This is a genomic window from Citrobacter sp. H12-3-2 (genome assembly GCF_009649895.1).
GTDB lineage: Bacteria > Pseudomonadota > Gammaproteobacteria > Enterobacterales > Enterobacteriaceae > Citrobacter > Citrobacter portucalensis.
On record NZ_CP045837.1, the window covers coordinates 3,981,223 to 3,996,980 of the forward strand.

The 15,758-nt window shown below is 49.7% G+C and carries 16 protein-coding genes; 10 read left to right on the forward strand and 6 right to left on the reverse strand.

Annotation, left to right across the window (positions count from 1 at the left end):
* Window positions 1–46: 46 nt before the first annotated feature.
* The 9 genes from GHC22_RS19010 to panD all read left to right on the forward strand — a co-directional run bounded on the left by GHC22_RS19010 (window position 47) and on the right by panD (window position 8,797).
* A complete protein-coding gene (locus tag GHC22_RS19010) occupies window positions 47–781 on the forward strand; it encodes a fimbrial chaperone (RefSeq protein ID WP_008786240.1) in 735 nt (244 codons plus the stop codon).
* Window positions 782–840: 59 nt separating this feature from the next.
* Window positions 841–3,450, forward strand: a complete 2,610-nt coding sequence (locus GHC22_RS19015) for an outer membrane usher protein (protein ID WP_153754001.1) — start codon at window positions 841–843, stop codon at window positions 3,448–3,450.
* Entirely contained in the window at window positions 3,437–4,000 is a 564-nt protein-coding gene (locus GHC22_RS19020; RefSeq protein ID WP_008786238.1) for a fimbrial protein, read from the forward strand. The genes GHC22_RS19015 and GHC22_RS19020 overlap by 14 nt, the downstream gene beginning before the upstream one ends.
* A gap of 14 nt (window positions 4,001–4,014) precedes the next feature.
* Window positions 4,015–4,590: a hypothetical protein gene (locus GHC22_RS19025; RefSeq protein WP_008786237.1), complete on the forward strand. Its 576-nt coding sequence runs from the start codon at window positions 4,015–4,017 to the stop codon at window positions 4,588–4,590.
* A gap of 51 nt (window positions 4,591–4,641) precedes the next feature.
* Window positions 4,642–5,223 (forward strand): fimbrial-like protein, encoded by a 582-nt coding sequence (locus tag GHC22_RS19030; protein WP_071446611.1) that lies wholly within the window; start codon window positions 4,642–4,644, stop codon window positions 5,221–5,223.
* 33 nt (window positions 5,224–5,256) lie between these two features.
* Window positions 5,257–6,477 (forward strand): fimbrial protein, encoded by a 1,221-nt coding sequence (locus GHC22_RS19035; RefSeq protein WP_153753724.1) that lies wholly within the window; start codon window positions 5,257–5,259, stop codon window positions 6,475–6,477.
* Between the two features lie 116 nt (window positions 6,478–6,593).
* Entirely contained in the window at window positions 6,594–7,388 is a 795-nt protein-coding gene (gene panB, locus GHC22_RS19040) for a 3-methyl-2-oxobutanoate hydroxymethyltransferase (RefSeq protein ID WP_008786234.1), read from the forward strand.
* Between the two features lie 78 nt (window positions 7,389–7,466).
* A complete protein-coding gene (gene panC, locus GHC22_RS19045) occupies window positions 7,467–8,321 on the forward strand; it encodes a pantoate--beta-alanine ligase (protein ID WP_008786233.1) in 855 nt (284 codons plus the stop codon).
* A gap of 95 nt (window positions 8,322–8,416) precedes the next feature.
* Window positions 8,417–8,797, forward strand: coding sequence for an aspartate 1-decarboxylase (panD, locus tag GHC22_RS19050; protein WP_000621526.1), 381 nt, complete (start codon window positions 8,417–8,419; stop codon window positions 8,795–8,797).
* Window positions 8,798–8,803: 6 nt separating this feature from the next.
* Here panD and GHC22_RS19055 read toward each other — a convergent pair whose 3' ends face one another.
* From GHC22_RS19055 to GHC22_RS19070, 4 genes are all read right to left on the reverse strand, one after another.
* Window positions 8,804–10,033 (reverse strand): polysaccharide deacetylase family protein, encoded by a 1,230-nt coding sequence (locus tag GHC22_RS19055; protein WP_153753725.1) that lies wholly within the window; start codon window positions 10,031–10,033, stop codon window positions 8,804–8,806.
* 61 nt (window positions 10,034–10,094) lie between these two features.
* The gene (locus tag GHC22_RS19060; protein ID WP_048214923.1) at window positions 10,095–10,535 is read right to left on the reverse strand and encodes a PTS sugar transporter subunit IIA; all 441 of its coding nucleotides are present in this window, start codon (window positions 10,533–10,535) and stop codon (window positions 10,095–10,097) included.
* Window positions 10,536–10,638: 103 nt separating this feature from the next.
* Complete coding sequence (locus GHC22_RS19065) at window positions 10,639–11,409, reverse strand: ABC transporter permease (RefSeq protein ID WP_003829467.1); 771 nt, start codon at window positions 11,407–11,409, stop codon at window positions 10,639–10,641.
* Entirely contained in the window at window positions 11,406–12,332 is a 927-nt protein-coding gene (locus tag GHC22_RS19070) for an ABC transporter ATP-binding protein (protein WP_003829469.1), read from the reverse strand. Before GHC22_RS19070 ends, GHC22_RS19065 begins: the two co-directional genes overlap by 4 nt.
* Before the next feature lie 108 nt (window positions 12,333–12,440).
* Between GHC22_RS19070 and can the strand changes: the two genes are divergently transcribed.
* Window positions 12,441–13,103 (forward strand): carbonate dehydratase, encoded by a 663-nt coding sequence (can, locus tag GHC22_RS19075; RefSeq protein WP_008786227.1) that lies wholly within the window; start codon window positions 12,441–12,443, stop codon window positions 13,101–13,103.
* Between the two features lie 70 nt (window positions 13,104–13,173).
* On the opposite strand, the gene hpt is transcribed toward can, so the two are convergent.
* Window positions 13,174–13,710, reverse strand: coding sequence for a hypoxanthine phosphoribosyltransferase (gene hpt / locus GHC22_RS19080; RefSeq protein ID WP_003018658.1), 537 nt, complete (start codon window positions 13,708–13,710; stop codon window positions 13,174–13,176).
* A gap of 251 nt (window positions 13,711–13,961) precedes the next feature.
* Window positions 13,962–15,617: a methyl-accepting chemotaxis protein gene (locus GHC22_RS19085; RefSeq protein ID WP_048236121.1), complete on the reverse strand. Its 1,656-nt coding sequence runs from the start codon at window positions 15,615–15,617 to the stop codon at window positions 13,962–13,964.
* Between the last annotated feature and the right edge of the window lie 141 nt (window positions 15,618–15,758).

A 15,758-nucleotide genomic window follows, 5' to 3' on the forward strand; every position in this document is an offset into this window, starting at 1 on the left:
TTTCTTAAATTAAGAACACCAAATCATCCACTGGCAAGGAATGCTCATGTTGAATTTTAAGAAAACGCTTACCACATTGGTACTAGCAGGAAGCTTATTGAGTAATACCAGTCATGCCGATATTATCATTTCCGGCACGCGCATCATTTATGATGAAAATAAAAAAGATGTCAGTATCCGCCTGGAAAATAAAGGTACCCGACCGCTGCTGGTGCAAAACTGGATTGATCTCGGGAATGATAATGCCGATCCTGGCAGTATTAAGGCCCCATTCGTCTCCACTCCTCCCGTTTCACGTATAGAACCAAAGCACGGTCAATCCGTGAAAGTTATGTTTACCCAAACCACAGCATTGCCAAAAGACCGTGAAAGCGTGTTCTGGTTTAACGTGCTGGAAGTACCGCCAAAAGCAGACGCCAACAAAGAAGAAAACAAAAGTTTGCTGCAGTTAGCTTTCCGCACTCGTATCAAACTGTTTTACCGCCCTGCCGGTTTACAGGGTTCGCCTGCAGAAGCCACCAAACAGTTGAAGTGGCAGATGGGGAATGAACAAGGCCATACGACGCTAAAGGTTAATAACCCAACACCTTACTACGTTTCATTTAATGATGCTGTCGTTACGGTTGGCGGGAAGCGCTATACCGTTGATGCCACCATGGTTGCGCCTTTGAGCAATGCCTCTTTTAACGTCAAAGGTCTACAAAATACCGTATCAGGCAAACTGGACTACCACGCCATTAACGATTATGGCGGCATGATCGAAGGCTCTGTTTCACTGTAATCGATTAATCAAAACGCAGGATGCAAAAGACGGTGCAAAACTTTCCTTATACCGAATCGATGCCGAAAAAAACGCTACTGGCGATGTGCTGTGCACTGCTTTACAGCCAGCCCGGTTTTGCCGCAGAAAACGTCGAGTACGACAGCTCATTTTTAATGGGAAGTAGCGCGGCTAGTATCGATATCAGTAAATATTCCGACGGCAACCCTACGCCAGCGGGAACCTACAGTGTGAAAGTTTTCGTCAACGAGAAATCAGTAGCAAGCCTGACCCTTCCCTTTGTTGATGTTGGTAAAAATAGCGCGCAAGCCTGCCTGACGTCGAAGAATCTGGCACAGCTGCACATTAAGCAGCCTGAGATCGGCAACGAACACGCTATTCTGAAAAAAGGTGATGAAGATGGGGATGACTGCTTAAACCTACCTGCACTTATCGAGCAGTCAAACGTAAGCTTTGATATGGGTGAGCAGCGCCTGGATATCTCCGTTCCTCAGGCGTGGCTCATTAAAGGTTATTCTGGCTATGTCGAGCCCTCCTTGTGGGAAAGCGGCATCCCGGCAGCCCTGTTTTCCTATACCCTTAACGGCTACCACAGCACCAACCACGATACTGACAGCGATAGCTTGTATGCTGCATTTAATACGGGCATCAATCTCGGTGCATGGCGTCTTCGTGCCAGTGGTAACTACAACTGGGCGAAGGACGGCGGCAGCAATTTCGAATACCAGAACCGTTATCTGCAGCGCGACCTCCCGGCACTACGCTCACAGCTGATTGTCGGCGAAGCCTATACCACTGGCGAAACCTTTGACTCGGTGAACATCCGCGGGGCACGTCTGTATAGCGACACGCGTATGCTGCCTTCACAGTTGGCTAACTATGCGCCTATTATCCGCGGCGTCGCCAACACTAACGCCAAAGTGACCGTGACTCAGGGCAGTTATAAGATTTATGAAGCGACCGTTCCGCCGGGACCTTTCGAGATCAACGATATCAGCCCTTCCGGCTACGGTAGCGACCTGATCGTCACCATCGAAGAAGCTGATGGCAGTAAACGTACTTTCTCCCAGCCGTTTTCTTCGGTCATGCAGATGCAGCGCCCGGGCGTCGGACGCTGGGACGTGAGCGTCGGGGAAGTCAATAACGACGAACTTCATGACAAACCAAACCTGGCGCAGGGCTCATACTACTACGGTCTGAACAACGTTCTGACGGCCTACACCGGTATTCAGGCAACGGACAACGACTATTTCGCTGGACTCCTCGGTCTGGGTCTGAATACACCCTTTGGCGCACTGGCGGTTGACGTTACCCATTCACGCGCAGATATCCCTGACGACAATACCTATCAAGGCCAAAGCTATCGCTTGACCTGGAATAAACTGATTGAGGCGACCGATACGTCGTTCAACGTCGCGGCCTATCGCTACTCGACGCGAGACTACCTGGGCCTGAATGACGCGCTAGAGCTAATCGACGATGCCAAATTCAAAGGTACTGACGCTGAACGCAATACCATGAATAACTTCTCGCGTATGAAGAATCAGGTCACCGTCAGCATGAACCAACCTTTGCAGTCCGCTGAGGTTGATTACGGTTCATTTTATCTGTCAGCCACCTGGACAGACTACTGGGCAAGCAACGAGAGCCGCAGCGATTACAGCCTGGGTTATGGCAAAGGATTTTCCTGGGGCAGCATGAGTATCAACCTGCAGCGCACCTGGGATGAAGAAGGCGATAAGGATGATTCGCTTTATATCAACTTCAATATTCCGCTGGAGAACCTGCTGGGTGGTGAACGTCGCCGCTCAGGATTCAGCAACTTGAGCACCCAGATGCGTACCGATTTTAACGGTGGGCACCAGCTCAGCATGAACAGTAGCGGCAGCAGCGAAGACAATAAGCTGAACTACAGCGTGAATACAGGCTACACCATGCAAAAAGAGGGGAAAAACATCTCCGATATTGGTGGATATACCAGCTATCAGTCCCCATGGGGAGATCTTTCAGCATCCGCCTCGGCGAATAACGACAGTAACCGTCAGTATTCGCTCTCCACTGACGGCGGTTTTGTGTTGCACAGCGGTGGCTTAACGTTTACCAACGACAACTTTGGCAACAGCGATGCCATTGTGCTGGTGAAAGCGCCTGGCGCTAAAGGCGCTCGGATTAACGGTGGAAGCAGCACAATTGATCGTTGGGGTTATGGCGCAACGAACTCACTGACGGCCTACCGGGAAAACCAGGTCAACCTCGACATCGATACGATGGATAACGACGTTGAGCTGAAGAGCACCAGTACCACACTGGTACCACGCGATGGCGCGGTCGTTTTCGCCAGTTTCGAAACCGATGAAGGACGTTCAGCCATTCTCAACATGACGCGCAGCGATCACCAGACGATCCCATTCGGCGCCGAAGTTTATGAGAACAATGTACAGATCGGCAATATGGGCCAGGGCGGCCAGGCTTTTGTCCGCGGTATTAGCGATAACGGCGAACTTACGGTGCGCTGGTTTGAAAATAACCAACCCGCAACCTGTACGGCAACTTTCCTGTTGCCAGCAACGCAACAAACGGTCGGCACCAGCCAGACCCTACTGTTAGACAACATTACGTGTCGTGTCATTAACCACAATACAAATGGAATCCCCAATGAAAAGGAATAAGCGCTTTTTAGCTGCCTCCGTACTTGCGATGATATTTCCGCTAGCCAGTCACGCAGAATCTATCAACGTCGACTTTACTGCTACGGTAATAGCATCAACCTGTAACATTAAATTAACAGCACTCAATGGTTCGAGTGTTACAGACAATGGTGGGGATAAATACACTTTAACAATCCCTAATGTCGGCCTGGATAAAATTGAAAATGCAACGACTGCTGCGCAAGCCGATTTTAAATTAGTCGCGACGGAATGCAGTGCTGGCCTTAATAGTATTGTGACCAAAATAACGGGGACGACTATTTCCGGTAAGTTAATTAAAAACACGCTCACCGATACGACCGCTGCAGAAAATCTTGGCATGGGATTTAAACTTGTTAATACAGAGGATTCAGAGTTTATTACTCCAGATGGTTCAAGTAGTGTGACATGGGACGCCAATAATATTGCAAATGGCTTAGACATGACCGTTGCATTACGTGAAATCACGCAAGGACAAGGGACTCCTGGTGACTTTGAATCCTCAGCAACTTTTAGCTTTACCTATAATTAACAAGGACGAATAGCATGAGCCTAAAACTAACTAACACACTCTTGTTTAGCACACTATTAACAATAGGTACAGTGCATGCTGCTGAAACCAGCAGCCTTGAGCTAAAAGTAAAAACGACCGTCACATTGGGAACATGTTCTGCTCAGGTTATGGATGGTGATATTGCTACCAACACCATCGCTCTGGGAGATGTAACTTCATCGCAAGTTATAGCAAAAACATATACCAAACCGTTTAAAATTCGATTCAGTAATTGTGCTGGTTTGCCAGAGAGTAAAGCAACTATCAAATTTGACCGCAAGTCTGGAACCTCCTGCGCAGGTAGTAACGGGCCAGGGTTTCGAAATATTGGAGGAACATCATCCAGTATAGGACTTGAGCTATGGACAACAGAACAACCATCTGGTGCAGATAGCGTGCAATTGCTTTGTAACACACCCAACGCACAGGTAGTTGATGTATCTACAGCGAAAGGAAATACGAACTTCGACTATAAACTAAGCGCTCGATTGTTTGATGTTAGTGGTTCGGGTAAAATAGGTGCTGGTACATTCACATCGCCAACGACTTTGACAATTACATATCAATAATAGTTGATATAAATAGAACAACTATTTACCAAAAAATATATTGGGGTAAATATGTCATTGCATAGAAATTTCTATTTATCTTTATACTTAGGGCTGACAGCAGCCCTTTTTTCGCTATCCTGTCACCCCAGTATAGAGTTAGATCTTACAGCTAACATTATTAACAATACGTGTAATATTGAGGTTAGTGACGGCGGTACTGTTACTTTTCGTACAGTAGGGCTCGGTTATTTTGTACCTGGCATAACCTCTGAATCTGATTACGAAGGTGGTGAAATATTTTCCATCAAACTGTTAAGCTGTCCTGTCAGTGATAACGAAATAACCAAGGTGACGTTTGAGTTCACGCCGCAAAGCGGGCAGTTTGCCATCGGCAATCAACAGGTGTTTGCCAACGAGCTCACCCAGAGCGCAGGTGGGGCAGAAAACGTCGGCGTGGTGATATTTACCACGGACGTCCCGCGTAAGAATGTGTTGAATACTGATGGTACATCGCGAGCAACCTTTAGTGCAACGTCCTACAGCGATACCAGCTGGACCTTTTATTCCAGAATGCAAAAAATCCTTGATAGCGGCACGGTGACGCCAGGTCAATTAAGTAGCCATGTACTTGTCAATGTCACCTACCAATAAAATTCGGAACGACCATTAATAGGGAAATTAGCCATGAAAAAAAACATACTCCTTTTAATATCATCTCTATTTTTATGGTTAGGAGCCAGCAACGCTTATGCATGGTCTGTCTATATTGGGCAAGCGACCTCGTATCAAGGAGGTGCAGAATATGCAGATGTACAAGACTACTCAGTTCCATTCTCATGGAACCTGCTCCCTTCAGTTGCCGCCCATACAGAATCAGGATTACGCGAACTTGCTGTTTCTAATGCGACAGAATTTGATCCCAAGCATGGGCTTAATTGTAACTATAACCACGATGTTCATAGTGTAAACCTTTATCATGGTTTTCAAAGTGCGGGTATTAAAAATGATAGCGGCAATCCATTATGGAAAACAAATACTACGGGTTTGTATCTTGGTATGGAAATTACCAAGATTAACTTTGGCACCGCCTATTATCCAGGGAGTTCATTTTGGGTTGACTGGAACGGCGGTGGTACGGATTATAAGTCCTTTGATCTGAATTTCATTAGTACCTCTTATGCAGATTTCTCCACTTTCTGTGATTCAATCGCATGGAAGAAAGGTTATTTTGAAATGGGGGGAATTGTTCTGTGGATTAAATTCCATCTTTATGCTGATGATACATTTAAGCCAACCACATCAGCAGTTAACGTTACCTTTCCAACAAGTACCGGATACAACTTCCGATTTAAGCTTTCAGACACCAGTATCGGTGGTGGCAACCACTACCTTGATTACGTCATCAGTCCAGGTTCAATAACGATTCACTACCCAACATGTACTGCCACTGCCGTTACAGGTGAAGGTGTTTCAGGATCTACCGTGCCTTTTGGCAGTCGCAACGCAGAAGAACTGAAAGGCGATGGTGTGACAAAAGACTTTTCAATAAAATTAAGTAACTGTACCTACATTAAAAATGTCGAAGTGAAGTTAGGATCAACAATAACAGGCAGCAGTGACAACGCATTATTGGGTAATACTTTAACATCTGGTGCCGCCAGCGGTATTGGCGTGACGGTTGCCGGCGAGAAGAACCCAGCAAGCATCAGCGACTGGATGACGATCATGCCAAACAACTCCAGCTCCGTTTATAAGTTTACGAATATGGAAGACTATACCTATAGCAATATCGGTAACCCCGATCAGATTCTGAATTTCAGAGCAACGCTGAAACAAGACGGTAGCAACACCATCAAACCCGGCGAGTTCAAAGCGACGGGCAGCTTCACTATCGACTATCCCTAAGCGCGTTAATCCGGCGGCTTTCGCTGCCGGGAATACACACAAAGGGCTAACGCTTTTCTGCTTCATTCCCCTACAATGCGGCCATTATATTCATCAATATTATGGCCGGAGAGGTTATGAGCAAACCCACCACTATCGCTGTGTTGCAGAAATGCAAACAAGAGAAAAAGCGCTTCGCGACTATCACCGCCTACGACTACAGCTTCGCTAAGCTGTTTGCCGATGAAGGCATCAACGTGATGCTGGTCGGTGATTCACTGGGCATGACGGTACAGGGGCACGACTCCACCCTGCCCGTCACCGTTGAAGACATTGCTTACCACACCCGAGCCGTGCGTCGCGGCGCACCGAATTGTCTGCTGCTCTCCGACCTACCGTTTATGGCTTATGCCACTCCGGAGCAGGCGTTTGAAAACGCTGCGGTGGTCATGCGCGCGGGCGCTAATATGGTCAAAATCGAAGGTGGCGCCTGGCTTACGGATACGGTGAAAATGCTCACCGAACGCGCGGTGCCGGTTTGCGGCCATCTGGGATTAACACCCCAGTCGGTGAATATCTTTGGCGGCTATAAAATTCAGGGCCGCGGCGACGCCGGGCAGGTACTGCTGGATGATGCGCTGGCCTTAGAAGCCGCTGGCGCTCAGTTGCTGGTGCTGGAGTGCGTGCCGGTTGAGCTGGCGAAGCGCGTCACTGAAGCGCTGTCGATCCCGGTGATTGGTATCGGTGCCGGCAACGTCACCGACGGGCAAATCCTCGTCATGCATGATGCCTTTGGTATTACCGGCGGCCATATTCCGAAATTTGCGAAGAATTTCCTCAATGAAGCAGGCGACATGCGCGCCGCAGTGCGGCAGTATATGGCTGAAGTGGAGTCCGGCGTTTATCCGGGTGAAGAGCACAGCTTCCACTAATTTTCTGACCGTGCCGGATGACGACGCTACGCGTCTTATCCGGCCTACGGTACCTCAGGCAACTCAAGGAGTCTTGTCGTGTTAATCATTGAAACCCTGCCGCTGCTGCGCCAGCATATTCGTCGTCTGCGTCAGGAAGGCAAACGCGTCGCACTGGTTCCCACCATGGGCAACCTGCACGACGGCCATATGAAACTGGTCGATGAAGCAAAAGCGCGGGCTGATGTGGTGTTCGTCAGCATTTTCGTTAACCCGATGCAGTTTGACCGACCGGACGATCTGGTGCGCTATCCGCGTACCCTGCAGGAAGATTGCGAAAAGCTGAACAAGCGTAAAGTCGATTATGTCTTTGCTCCGGCCGTTGAAGAGATCTACCCGCAGGGTCTGGAAGGCCAGACTTTCGTTGATGTTCCCGGCCTCTCTACCATGCTGGAAGGCGCCAGCCGTCCAGGCCACTTCCGCGGTGTTTCCACTATCGTCAGCAAGTTGTTTAACCTGATCCAACCCGATATCGCCTGCTTTGGTGAAAAAGATTTCCAACAGCTGGCGCTGATCCGCAAAATGGTAGCGGACATGGGTTATGACATTGAGATCGTTGGCGTACCGATTATTCGCGCCAAAGACGGTCTGGCCCTCAGCTCACGTAACGGTTATCTAACGGCAGAACAGCGTAAAATTGCGCCAGGCCTGCACAACGTGATGAACGGTATCGCTGAAAAGCTGATTGCGGGTAATCGTGAGCTTCAAGAAATTATTACCATTGCCGAACAAGAACTGAATGAAAAAGGCTTCCGCGCCGACGATATTCAAATTCGTGATGCCGACACGCTGCTGGAGTTGACTGAAACCAGTAAACGCGCGGTGATTCTGGCCGCAGCATGGCTGGGTCAGGCTCGTCTGATCGATAATCAAAGCGTTACATTAGCCCAGTAGACAGGGGTTAAAAATCGGGCAATACTGCCTGAAGATTTCTCAAAGCAGGCCAGTCGCGCCTGCTTAGCCAAGGTAAACGACAGGGTATAGAAGTTATGATTCGCACCATGCTGCAAGGCAAGCTCCACCGCGTAAAAGTCACGCAGGCGGACCTGCATTACGAAGGCTCCTGCGCCATCGACCAGGATTTCCTCGATGCCTCAGGTATTCTGGAAAACGAAGCTATTGATATCTGGAACGTGACCAATGGTAAACGTTTCTCAACCTATGCTATTGCGGCTGAACGCGGCTCCAGAATCATCTCGGTGAACGGTGCAGCGGCGCACTGTGCTGAAGTTGGCGACATTGTGATTATCGCCAGCTTCGTCACCATGTCTGACGAAGAAGCCCGTACATGGCGTCCGAAAGTGGCCTATTTTGAAGGCGACAACGAAATGAAACGCACTGCAAAAGCCATTCCGGTACAGGTCGCCTGACAGCCCTTACCCCTGCGGCTGATTGACTATCAGCCGCGACATTGTTTCCAGCGAATCCGTCCGCAGGATATACAGCCGCTTTAGCAACATCGGGTTATCGCCAGGCTTCACCTTCCCTTTCACCGTCGTCACCGCCAAATGAAAACCGGCATCATGCGCCGCTTTCACCGCCGTCGCGTTATAGCCGCCAAACGGGTAGGAAAGATAGAGCACATGCGGATTAAACTGCCCGAGCGCCCGACGGGAGTGTTCAAAATCAAACAGAATATTGTGATAGTTACGGCTGAGTAAAATTGGTCGTCGCTGGCCATCCACCCGATGCAAGAAATGGGTGTGCGACTGGAAGTCGAAAACATCTTTAATCCCTTCCAGCTCGGAAATACTCATAAACTGCAGCGATTTCGGATCCCACTTCTGTGGGTGGCGCTTGATACGTGAGCTAATGATAAACGCCGTCGCCTTAAAGCCATACTGCTTGAGGACGGGATGCGCATAGCGGCTAACGGACTTCAGGCCATCATCGAACGTAATAACGACCGAACGCGCCGGAAGGTTTGCGCGATTATTGAGGTAGTCTTCTAACTGATACATCGTCAGCGTGGTATAGCCCATATCTCGCAGCCAGGTCATCTGGTTACTGAACGCGCGCACTGATGTGGTGGTGGAGGTATGACGAAAACGCGTGTTCTCTTCATCGCGCAGAATATGATGGTAAGTCAGAATCGGGATACCGTTATCCTGCTGAGCATCCAGCGCGCTGATATAGGCCAGCCGCTCGCCGATGCGAATCTGATACCAGGTCTGATTCAGTCTGTCTTTCAGCCGACTGAGCACCGGATAACGTAGATTCTCTGCCAGCGTACCAAACGGCGCACTGCCTACGTCCGGCGCGTTATAGACCGGGGTATCTTTCCAGGTAATCAGGTTCTGGTTACTCAACGGTTTATTTAAGTCACCCAGGCCGTCTTCCACACGCTGACGCCCCTGCACAGGTTCCAGGTGCCCTTTGTCGATGTAGCCTTTGCCAAAACCGAAGTTGAAGGTGTAGTAATCCTTTGCATCCGGTTCAACGGCAATAATCTGTCCCGCGCGTAAATTACCGACAGTCTCAGTCTTATTGCCAACATGCGCCCAAATCACCGCATCTTCCGTGGTTTGCATATAGCGAGCGGGCAAGGCCGCACCTACGCCACCAGAGAACAGGAGCAACAAAACAAACAGAACGCGCATAACCATATGAGATAACCGAGGCGAGAAACCTCGGTTATTGTAGCAAAAGCATCATCAATACCAATGATTAATACTCATACAAATCATGCTTCAACACGAAGGGGGGATTTTTTTGTTGTTGATGCCAGAGGCTGGAGACTTCGGGGCCGCCAAGCGCGACGATGCAATCGCGAAACGCAGAACTGCTCAGTAATTCCCGCGACGAAAGCATTCGTTCAAGCAATGGATAGCTGATACCTGAAATCACTTCGCACTGGGGATGTTTATGACTCATTAACGAGGCTACACGGTATGGCGCAGCCCCGGCCATATCCGTCAGGAATACTACCCCTTCACCTGAATCTGTAGCATGCAGGGCATGGCACATCATGCGGCTTAACATATTCGAGCTGAGCCCACGCCAGAAACTTACCGCCTGACATTGCTCCAACGGACCGTACTTTTTCTCCAGACGATGCAGCATATCCTGTGCCTTATCGTCATGACAGGTAATTACCCAACCTAACATCGCCTACCTCCTTAGCAGGCAAGTAGTTTATCAGGGTGATAAATCGGTAATGGTGATAAGCATCAAAAGTCTTCCTCTCCCGAGTCAGGAGAGGAAGAAAGAATTAGCTACGCAGGCCGCGTCCGCGCTGAATCAGGTACCAGCACAGCAAGTAAAACGCCGCAATGAACACCACCAGCACGCCAAACGTGGTGACCAGCGGAACATCATGAATACCCAGGAAGCCGTAGCGGAAGCCACTAATCATGTAGACAATTGGGTTCAGATGCGACAGTCCCTGCCAGAACGGCGGCAGCAGCGTTAACGAATAGAACACGCCACCCAGATAGGTCAGCGGCGTCAGCACAAAGGTGGGGATCAGGCTGATATCGTCAAAGGTTTTAGCAAAGACTGCGTTCAGCAAACCGGCTAGCGAGAACAGTACCGCCGTTAACACCAGCGTGAGCGCCACAAAGACCCAGGAATGCACCTGGAACGGTACGAAGAACAGTGAAATAGCCGTGACCAGAATGCCTACGCACAGGCCACGCGCCACGCCGCCGCCGACGAAACCGGCGATAATCACGTGCGTCGGCACCGGGGCGACCAGCAGCTCTTCGATATTGCGCTGAAACTTGGCGCTAAAGAATGACGATGCCACGTTCGCGTACGAGTTGGTGATCACCGCCATCATAATCAGCCCCGGCACAATAAATTGCATGTAGCTAAAGCCATGCATTTCGCCGATACGCGAGCCGATCAGGTTACCAAAGATAATAAAATAGAGCGTCATGGTGATGACGGGAGGCACCAAAGTCTGGACCCAGATACGCATAAAGCGGTGGATCTCTTTCGCCCAGATGCTTTTCAGCGCAACCCAGTAAAGCTGCATCATGCGCGATCTCCTTGTTTTTCATGCACCAGAGAAACAAACAGTTCTTCCAGTCGGTTCGCTTTGTTACGCATACTCAATACCTGAATGCCCTGCGCGCTCAGCTGAGAGAAGACGCTGTTGACCCCTTGTTCACGCAGAACCTCCACTTCCAGCGTGGAAGTGTCGACCAGTCGGTACTGATAACCTTCCAGTTTCGGCAGCGGACTTTTTGGTGCCAGATCGAGGATAAAGGTCTCAGATTTCAGCTTGGAGAGCAGACTCTTCATCGAGGTGTTTTCCACCAGCTCGCCGTGCTGAATAATGCCGATATTACGACACAGCATTTCCGCTTCTTCGAGATAGTGAGTGGTCAGAATAATGGTGGTGCCTTTGTCGTTTAAATCCTTTAAAAAGCCCCACATTGAACGACGCAGCTCAATGTCAACGCCCGCCGTTGGTTCATCCAGAATGAGTAATTTCGGCTCGTGCATCAGCGCACGGGCAATCATCAGACGACGTTTCATCCCACCAGACAGCATGCGCGCGCGCTCGTTACGTTTTTCCCATAAATCGAGCTGCTTTAAATATAGTTCGCTGCGTTTGACCGCTTCTTTATGCTCAACACCGTAGTAACCCGCCTGGTTGACCACGATCTGCTGCACGGTTTCAAACGGGTTAAAGTTAAACTCCTGCGGTACCAGGCCAAGCTGGCGTTTAGCATTAACCGTATCTTTTTCAAGATCGTATCCGAAGACGCTCACCCGCCCGGAGGTTTTATTCACCAGCGAGCTGATTATTCCAATGGTGGTGGATTTTCCTGCGCCATTCGGTCCCAAAAGCGCATAAAAATCACCCGCTTCGACTTGCAAATCTATCCCGCGTAACGCCTGAACGCCACCGGGGTAAGTTTTTTTAAGTTGTTGAAGTTCCAGAGCAATGGTCATGTTTTTATACTTACCTTACGTTCTGACATTTTATATATAGTTTAAATAATGATGGAGTTACCCTATATTAGCCCATCGAATTTATCTGGCTTCGGGTCGTGCTACTCCATGAAAGACATAGATACACTCATCAGCAACAATGCACTATGGTCAAAGATGCTGATAGAAGAAGATCCCGGATTTTTTGAAACGCTGACACATGCCCAGAATCCGCGTTTTCTATGGATTGGATGTTCCGATAGCCGCGTTCCCGCTGAACGATTAACCGGTCTTGAACCGGGCGAATTATTTGTTCACCGCAATGTTGCCAATCTGGTTATTCACACCGACCTGAACTGTCTCTCAGTGGTTCAGTATGCGGTGGATGTGCTGGAAGTGGAACATATTATTATATGCGGCCACTATGGATGCGGCGGCGTCCAGGCGGCGATTGAAAATAAAGAACAGGGGCTGATTGATAACTGGTTACTGCACATCCGCGATATCTGGTTCAAACACAGCTCACTGCTGGGCGAAATGCCGCAGGAACGTCGTATGGACACCCTGTGCGAACTGAATGTCATGGAACAGGTCTATAACCTGGGCCACTCAACCATTATGCGTTCAGCCTGGAAGCGCGGTCAGAAAGTGACCATTCACGGCTGGGCTTACGGTATTCATGATGGCCTGCTGCGCGATCTCGACGTCACCGCCACCAGCCGCGAAACGCTGGAACAGCGCTATCGCCAGGGGTTGTCTAACCTGAGTCAGAAACACAGTAACCATAAATAATGTGACATTGCCGGGAGGCGGCGACGCCTTACCCGGCCTACAAACCTGCGCCATCAGGCGCTCCAGCCAGTTACTCGTCCAGCAGCACCACTTTGCCAACATACGGCAGATGGCGATAACGCTGGGCATAGTCAATGCCGTAACCGACCACAAACTCATCAGGAATTGAGAAGCCGATAAACTCGACCGGAACATTCACTTCACGACGAGAAGGTTTGTCCAGCAGCGTACAAATAGCCAGGGATTTCGGCTCGCGCAGGCTCAGAATTTCACGCACTTTGGACAGCGTATTGCCGGAGTCGATGATGTCTTCGACAATCAGCACGTCCTTGCCACGAATGTCTTCATCCAGGTCTTTCAGGATTTTAACATCACGCGTGGTAGACATTCCGCTACCGTAGCTGGATGCCGTCATGAAATCGACTTCGTGAGAGACATGCACTTCACGGCACAGATCCGCCATAAACATAAATGAGCCACGTAACAGACCAACCAGCACCATATCGCTGCCGCTGTCCTTGTAACGTTCGTTAATCTGGCGCCCCAGTTCAGCAATACGCGCTTTGATCTCCGCTTCCGGGATCATCACTTCAACAGTATGTTTCATAAACCCTATAACTCACTGATTTTTATCAGTTGACACATCATGCAGATCGAAAGAAAGCGCTTACGTTGATACACCGACTGACAGACGGCGACCCGCTCTAACCACAAAACTTGCGACAGCATACAAACAATTCAGTTGATGAAGTATACCAGTAAAGAGAGCGGGTTCCTCTGATAGTTCACAGGAGAACCCGTTTGCGTCGTTTTTTGTACGCTTATTAATCAAAACCAGGAGTGCACGGCAGTCTGTGGCTAAAACGTTTCCCAGTGCGGATCTTGTGGCGAACTCCCCGCAGAGGTCGCTCGTGGAGTATCCTTAGGTGGTTTTCGATGCTCACTGTTGGAGGCATCGCGAGTGATGCGAAATGCCGCCACGGCCAGGCGTAACTGTTCAGCTTGTTGTTCCAACGAAGCGGCTGCGGCGGCAGACTCCTCTACCAGCGCGGCGTTTTGTTGTGTGACACTGTCCATCTGCGAGACCGCGAGACTCACCTGCTCAATCCCCCGACTCTGTTCCTCCGAGGCTGAGGCGATTTCCCCCATGATGTCCGTCACACGGGTGACCGCTGCGACAATCTCTTTCATCGTTTTACCCGCGTCCGACACCTGCTGAGATCCCATCCCCACGCTGTGGGTTGAGTTATCAATCAACGCTTTGATCTCTTTGGCTGCCTGAGCGCTACGGCTTGCCAGGGTACGGACTTCACCCGCCACAACAGCAAATCCGCGTCCCTGCTCTCCTGCTCTGGCAGCCTCAACCGCCGCGTTGAGCGCCAGGATATTGGTCTGGAAAGCAATACTGTCGATGACGCTGGTGATCTGCGCAATTTGCTGTGAACTACCGGCAATTTCACTCATCGTGTGCACGACAGTATCAACAACCCGTCCACCACGTGCGGCAGTATCAGACGCATTCTTAGCCAGTTGAGTCGCCTGTTTCGCATTGTCCGTATTTTGCTTCACGGTCGCGGTAAGCTGTTCCATGCTGGCGGCTGTCTCTTCAAGTGAAGCAGCCTGCTGCTCAGTACGCGAAGACAGATCGTTGTTACCTGATGAGATTTCCGTTGCGCCGCTATGAATCGTTTCTGAGCTGTTACGCACCGACGTGACTGTCGAAATCAGCGACTGTCGCATTTCATCTAAGCCCGTCGCCAAACGTCCCATTTCATTACGTCCCTGGACGTCGAGTTGATGGGTCAGATCACCACGGGTGATAATACGGATATGCTCCATGATCTGCGCCAGGGGTTTAAGCAGCATATGCTGCAACCCACTCCAGATCATGCCCAGAACGATGAGCACAGCGACGACAATTGCCCCTAACGTCCATTGCATGCGGGTAAAGCTGTGCTGATTCTCCGCCGCCGCGTGCTGCAGCAACGCGTTGTTTTCGTTACGCCACTGGTCATAGCTGGCTTCCATTTCATCCTGCGCCTTCTGAGCATCAAGATCGCCATAGGCCTGATAGTTATTCGCGCGCAGATACTCTATCGATAACGCCATCACGTCGTGCATCTGCCGATACTGTTTTTCCATTTCAGATGCAATTTGCGGATTCTGCCCCGACACCTGCGGCAATGACTGATAATGCGCGAAGTATCCCTCAGCCTTCTTCATCGACTCACTCGCCGTTTTTAGCAAAGTATCAATGGCCGCCAGTGAGGCTGGATCGCGTTGATTCTTTAAGAAACGTATTGCTACGCGGGTTACCGTTACTCGGGTTTTAATCAGCGTATTGACGCTATCACTCAGATTTTCCTGTTGGGCATTCAGGGTGCCTGAGTTCTGGAAATTATGGCGATCATTGTTTACCGCAGAATAAAAAAAGCTTCCTGTCACGACCTGTAGCAAACAGAAAATGGCGAGAACCAGAAGAATGCCGGTAATAACACGCACATTTTTAATCATAGTATTTCATCCATTGAATTCACATTGGGTACCCAATGATTATCGGCTTCAAAGGCGATTACTTTATGTGCAATAGCAGAATTTGCAGGAGGAGGGAGTCGTGCGGTGAAACGCTGTAAAGAGACTGTGTCTTATCCGGCC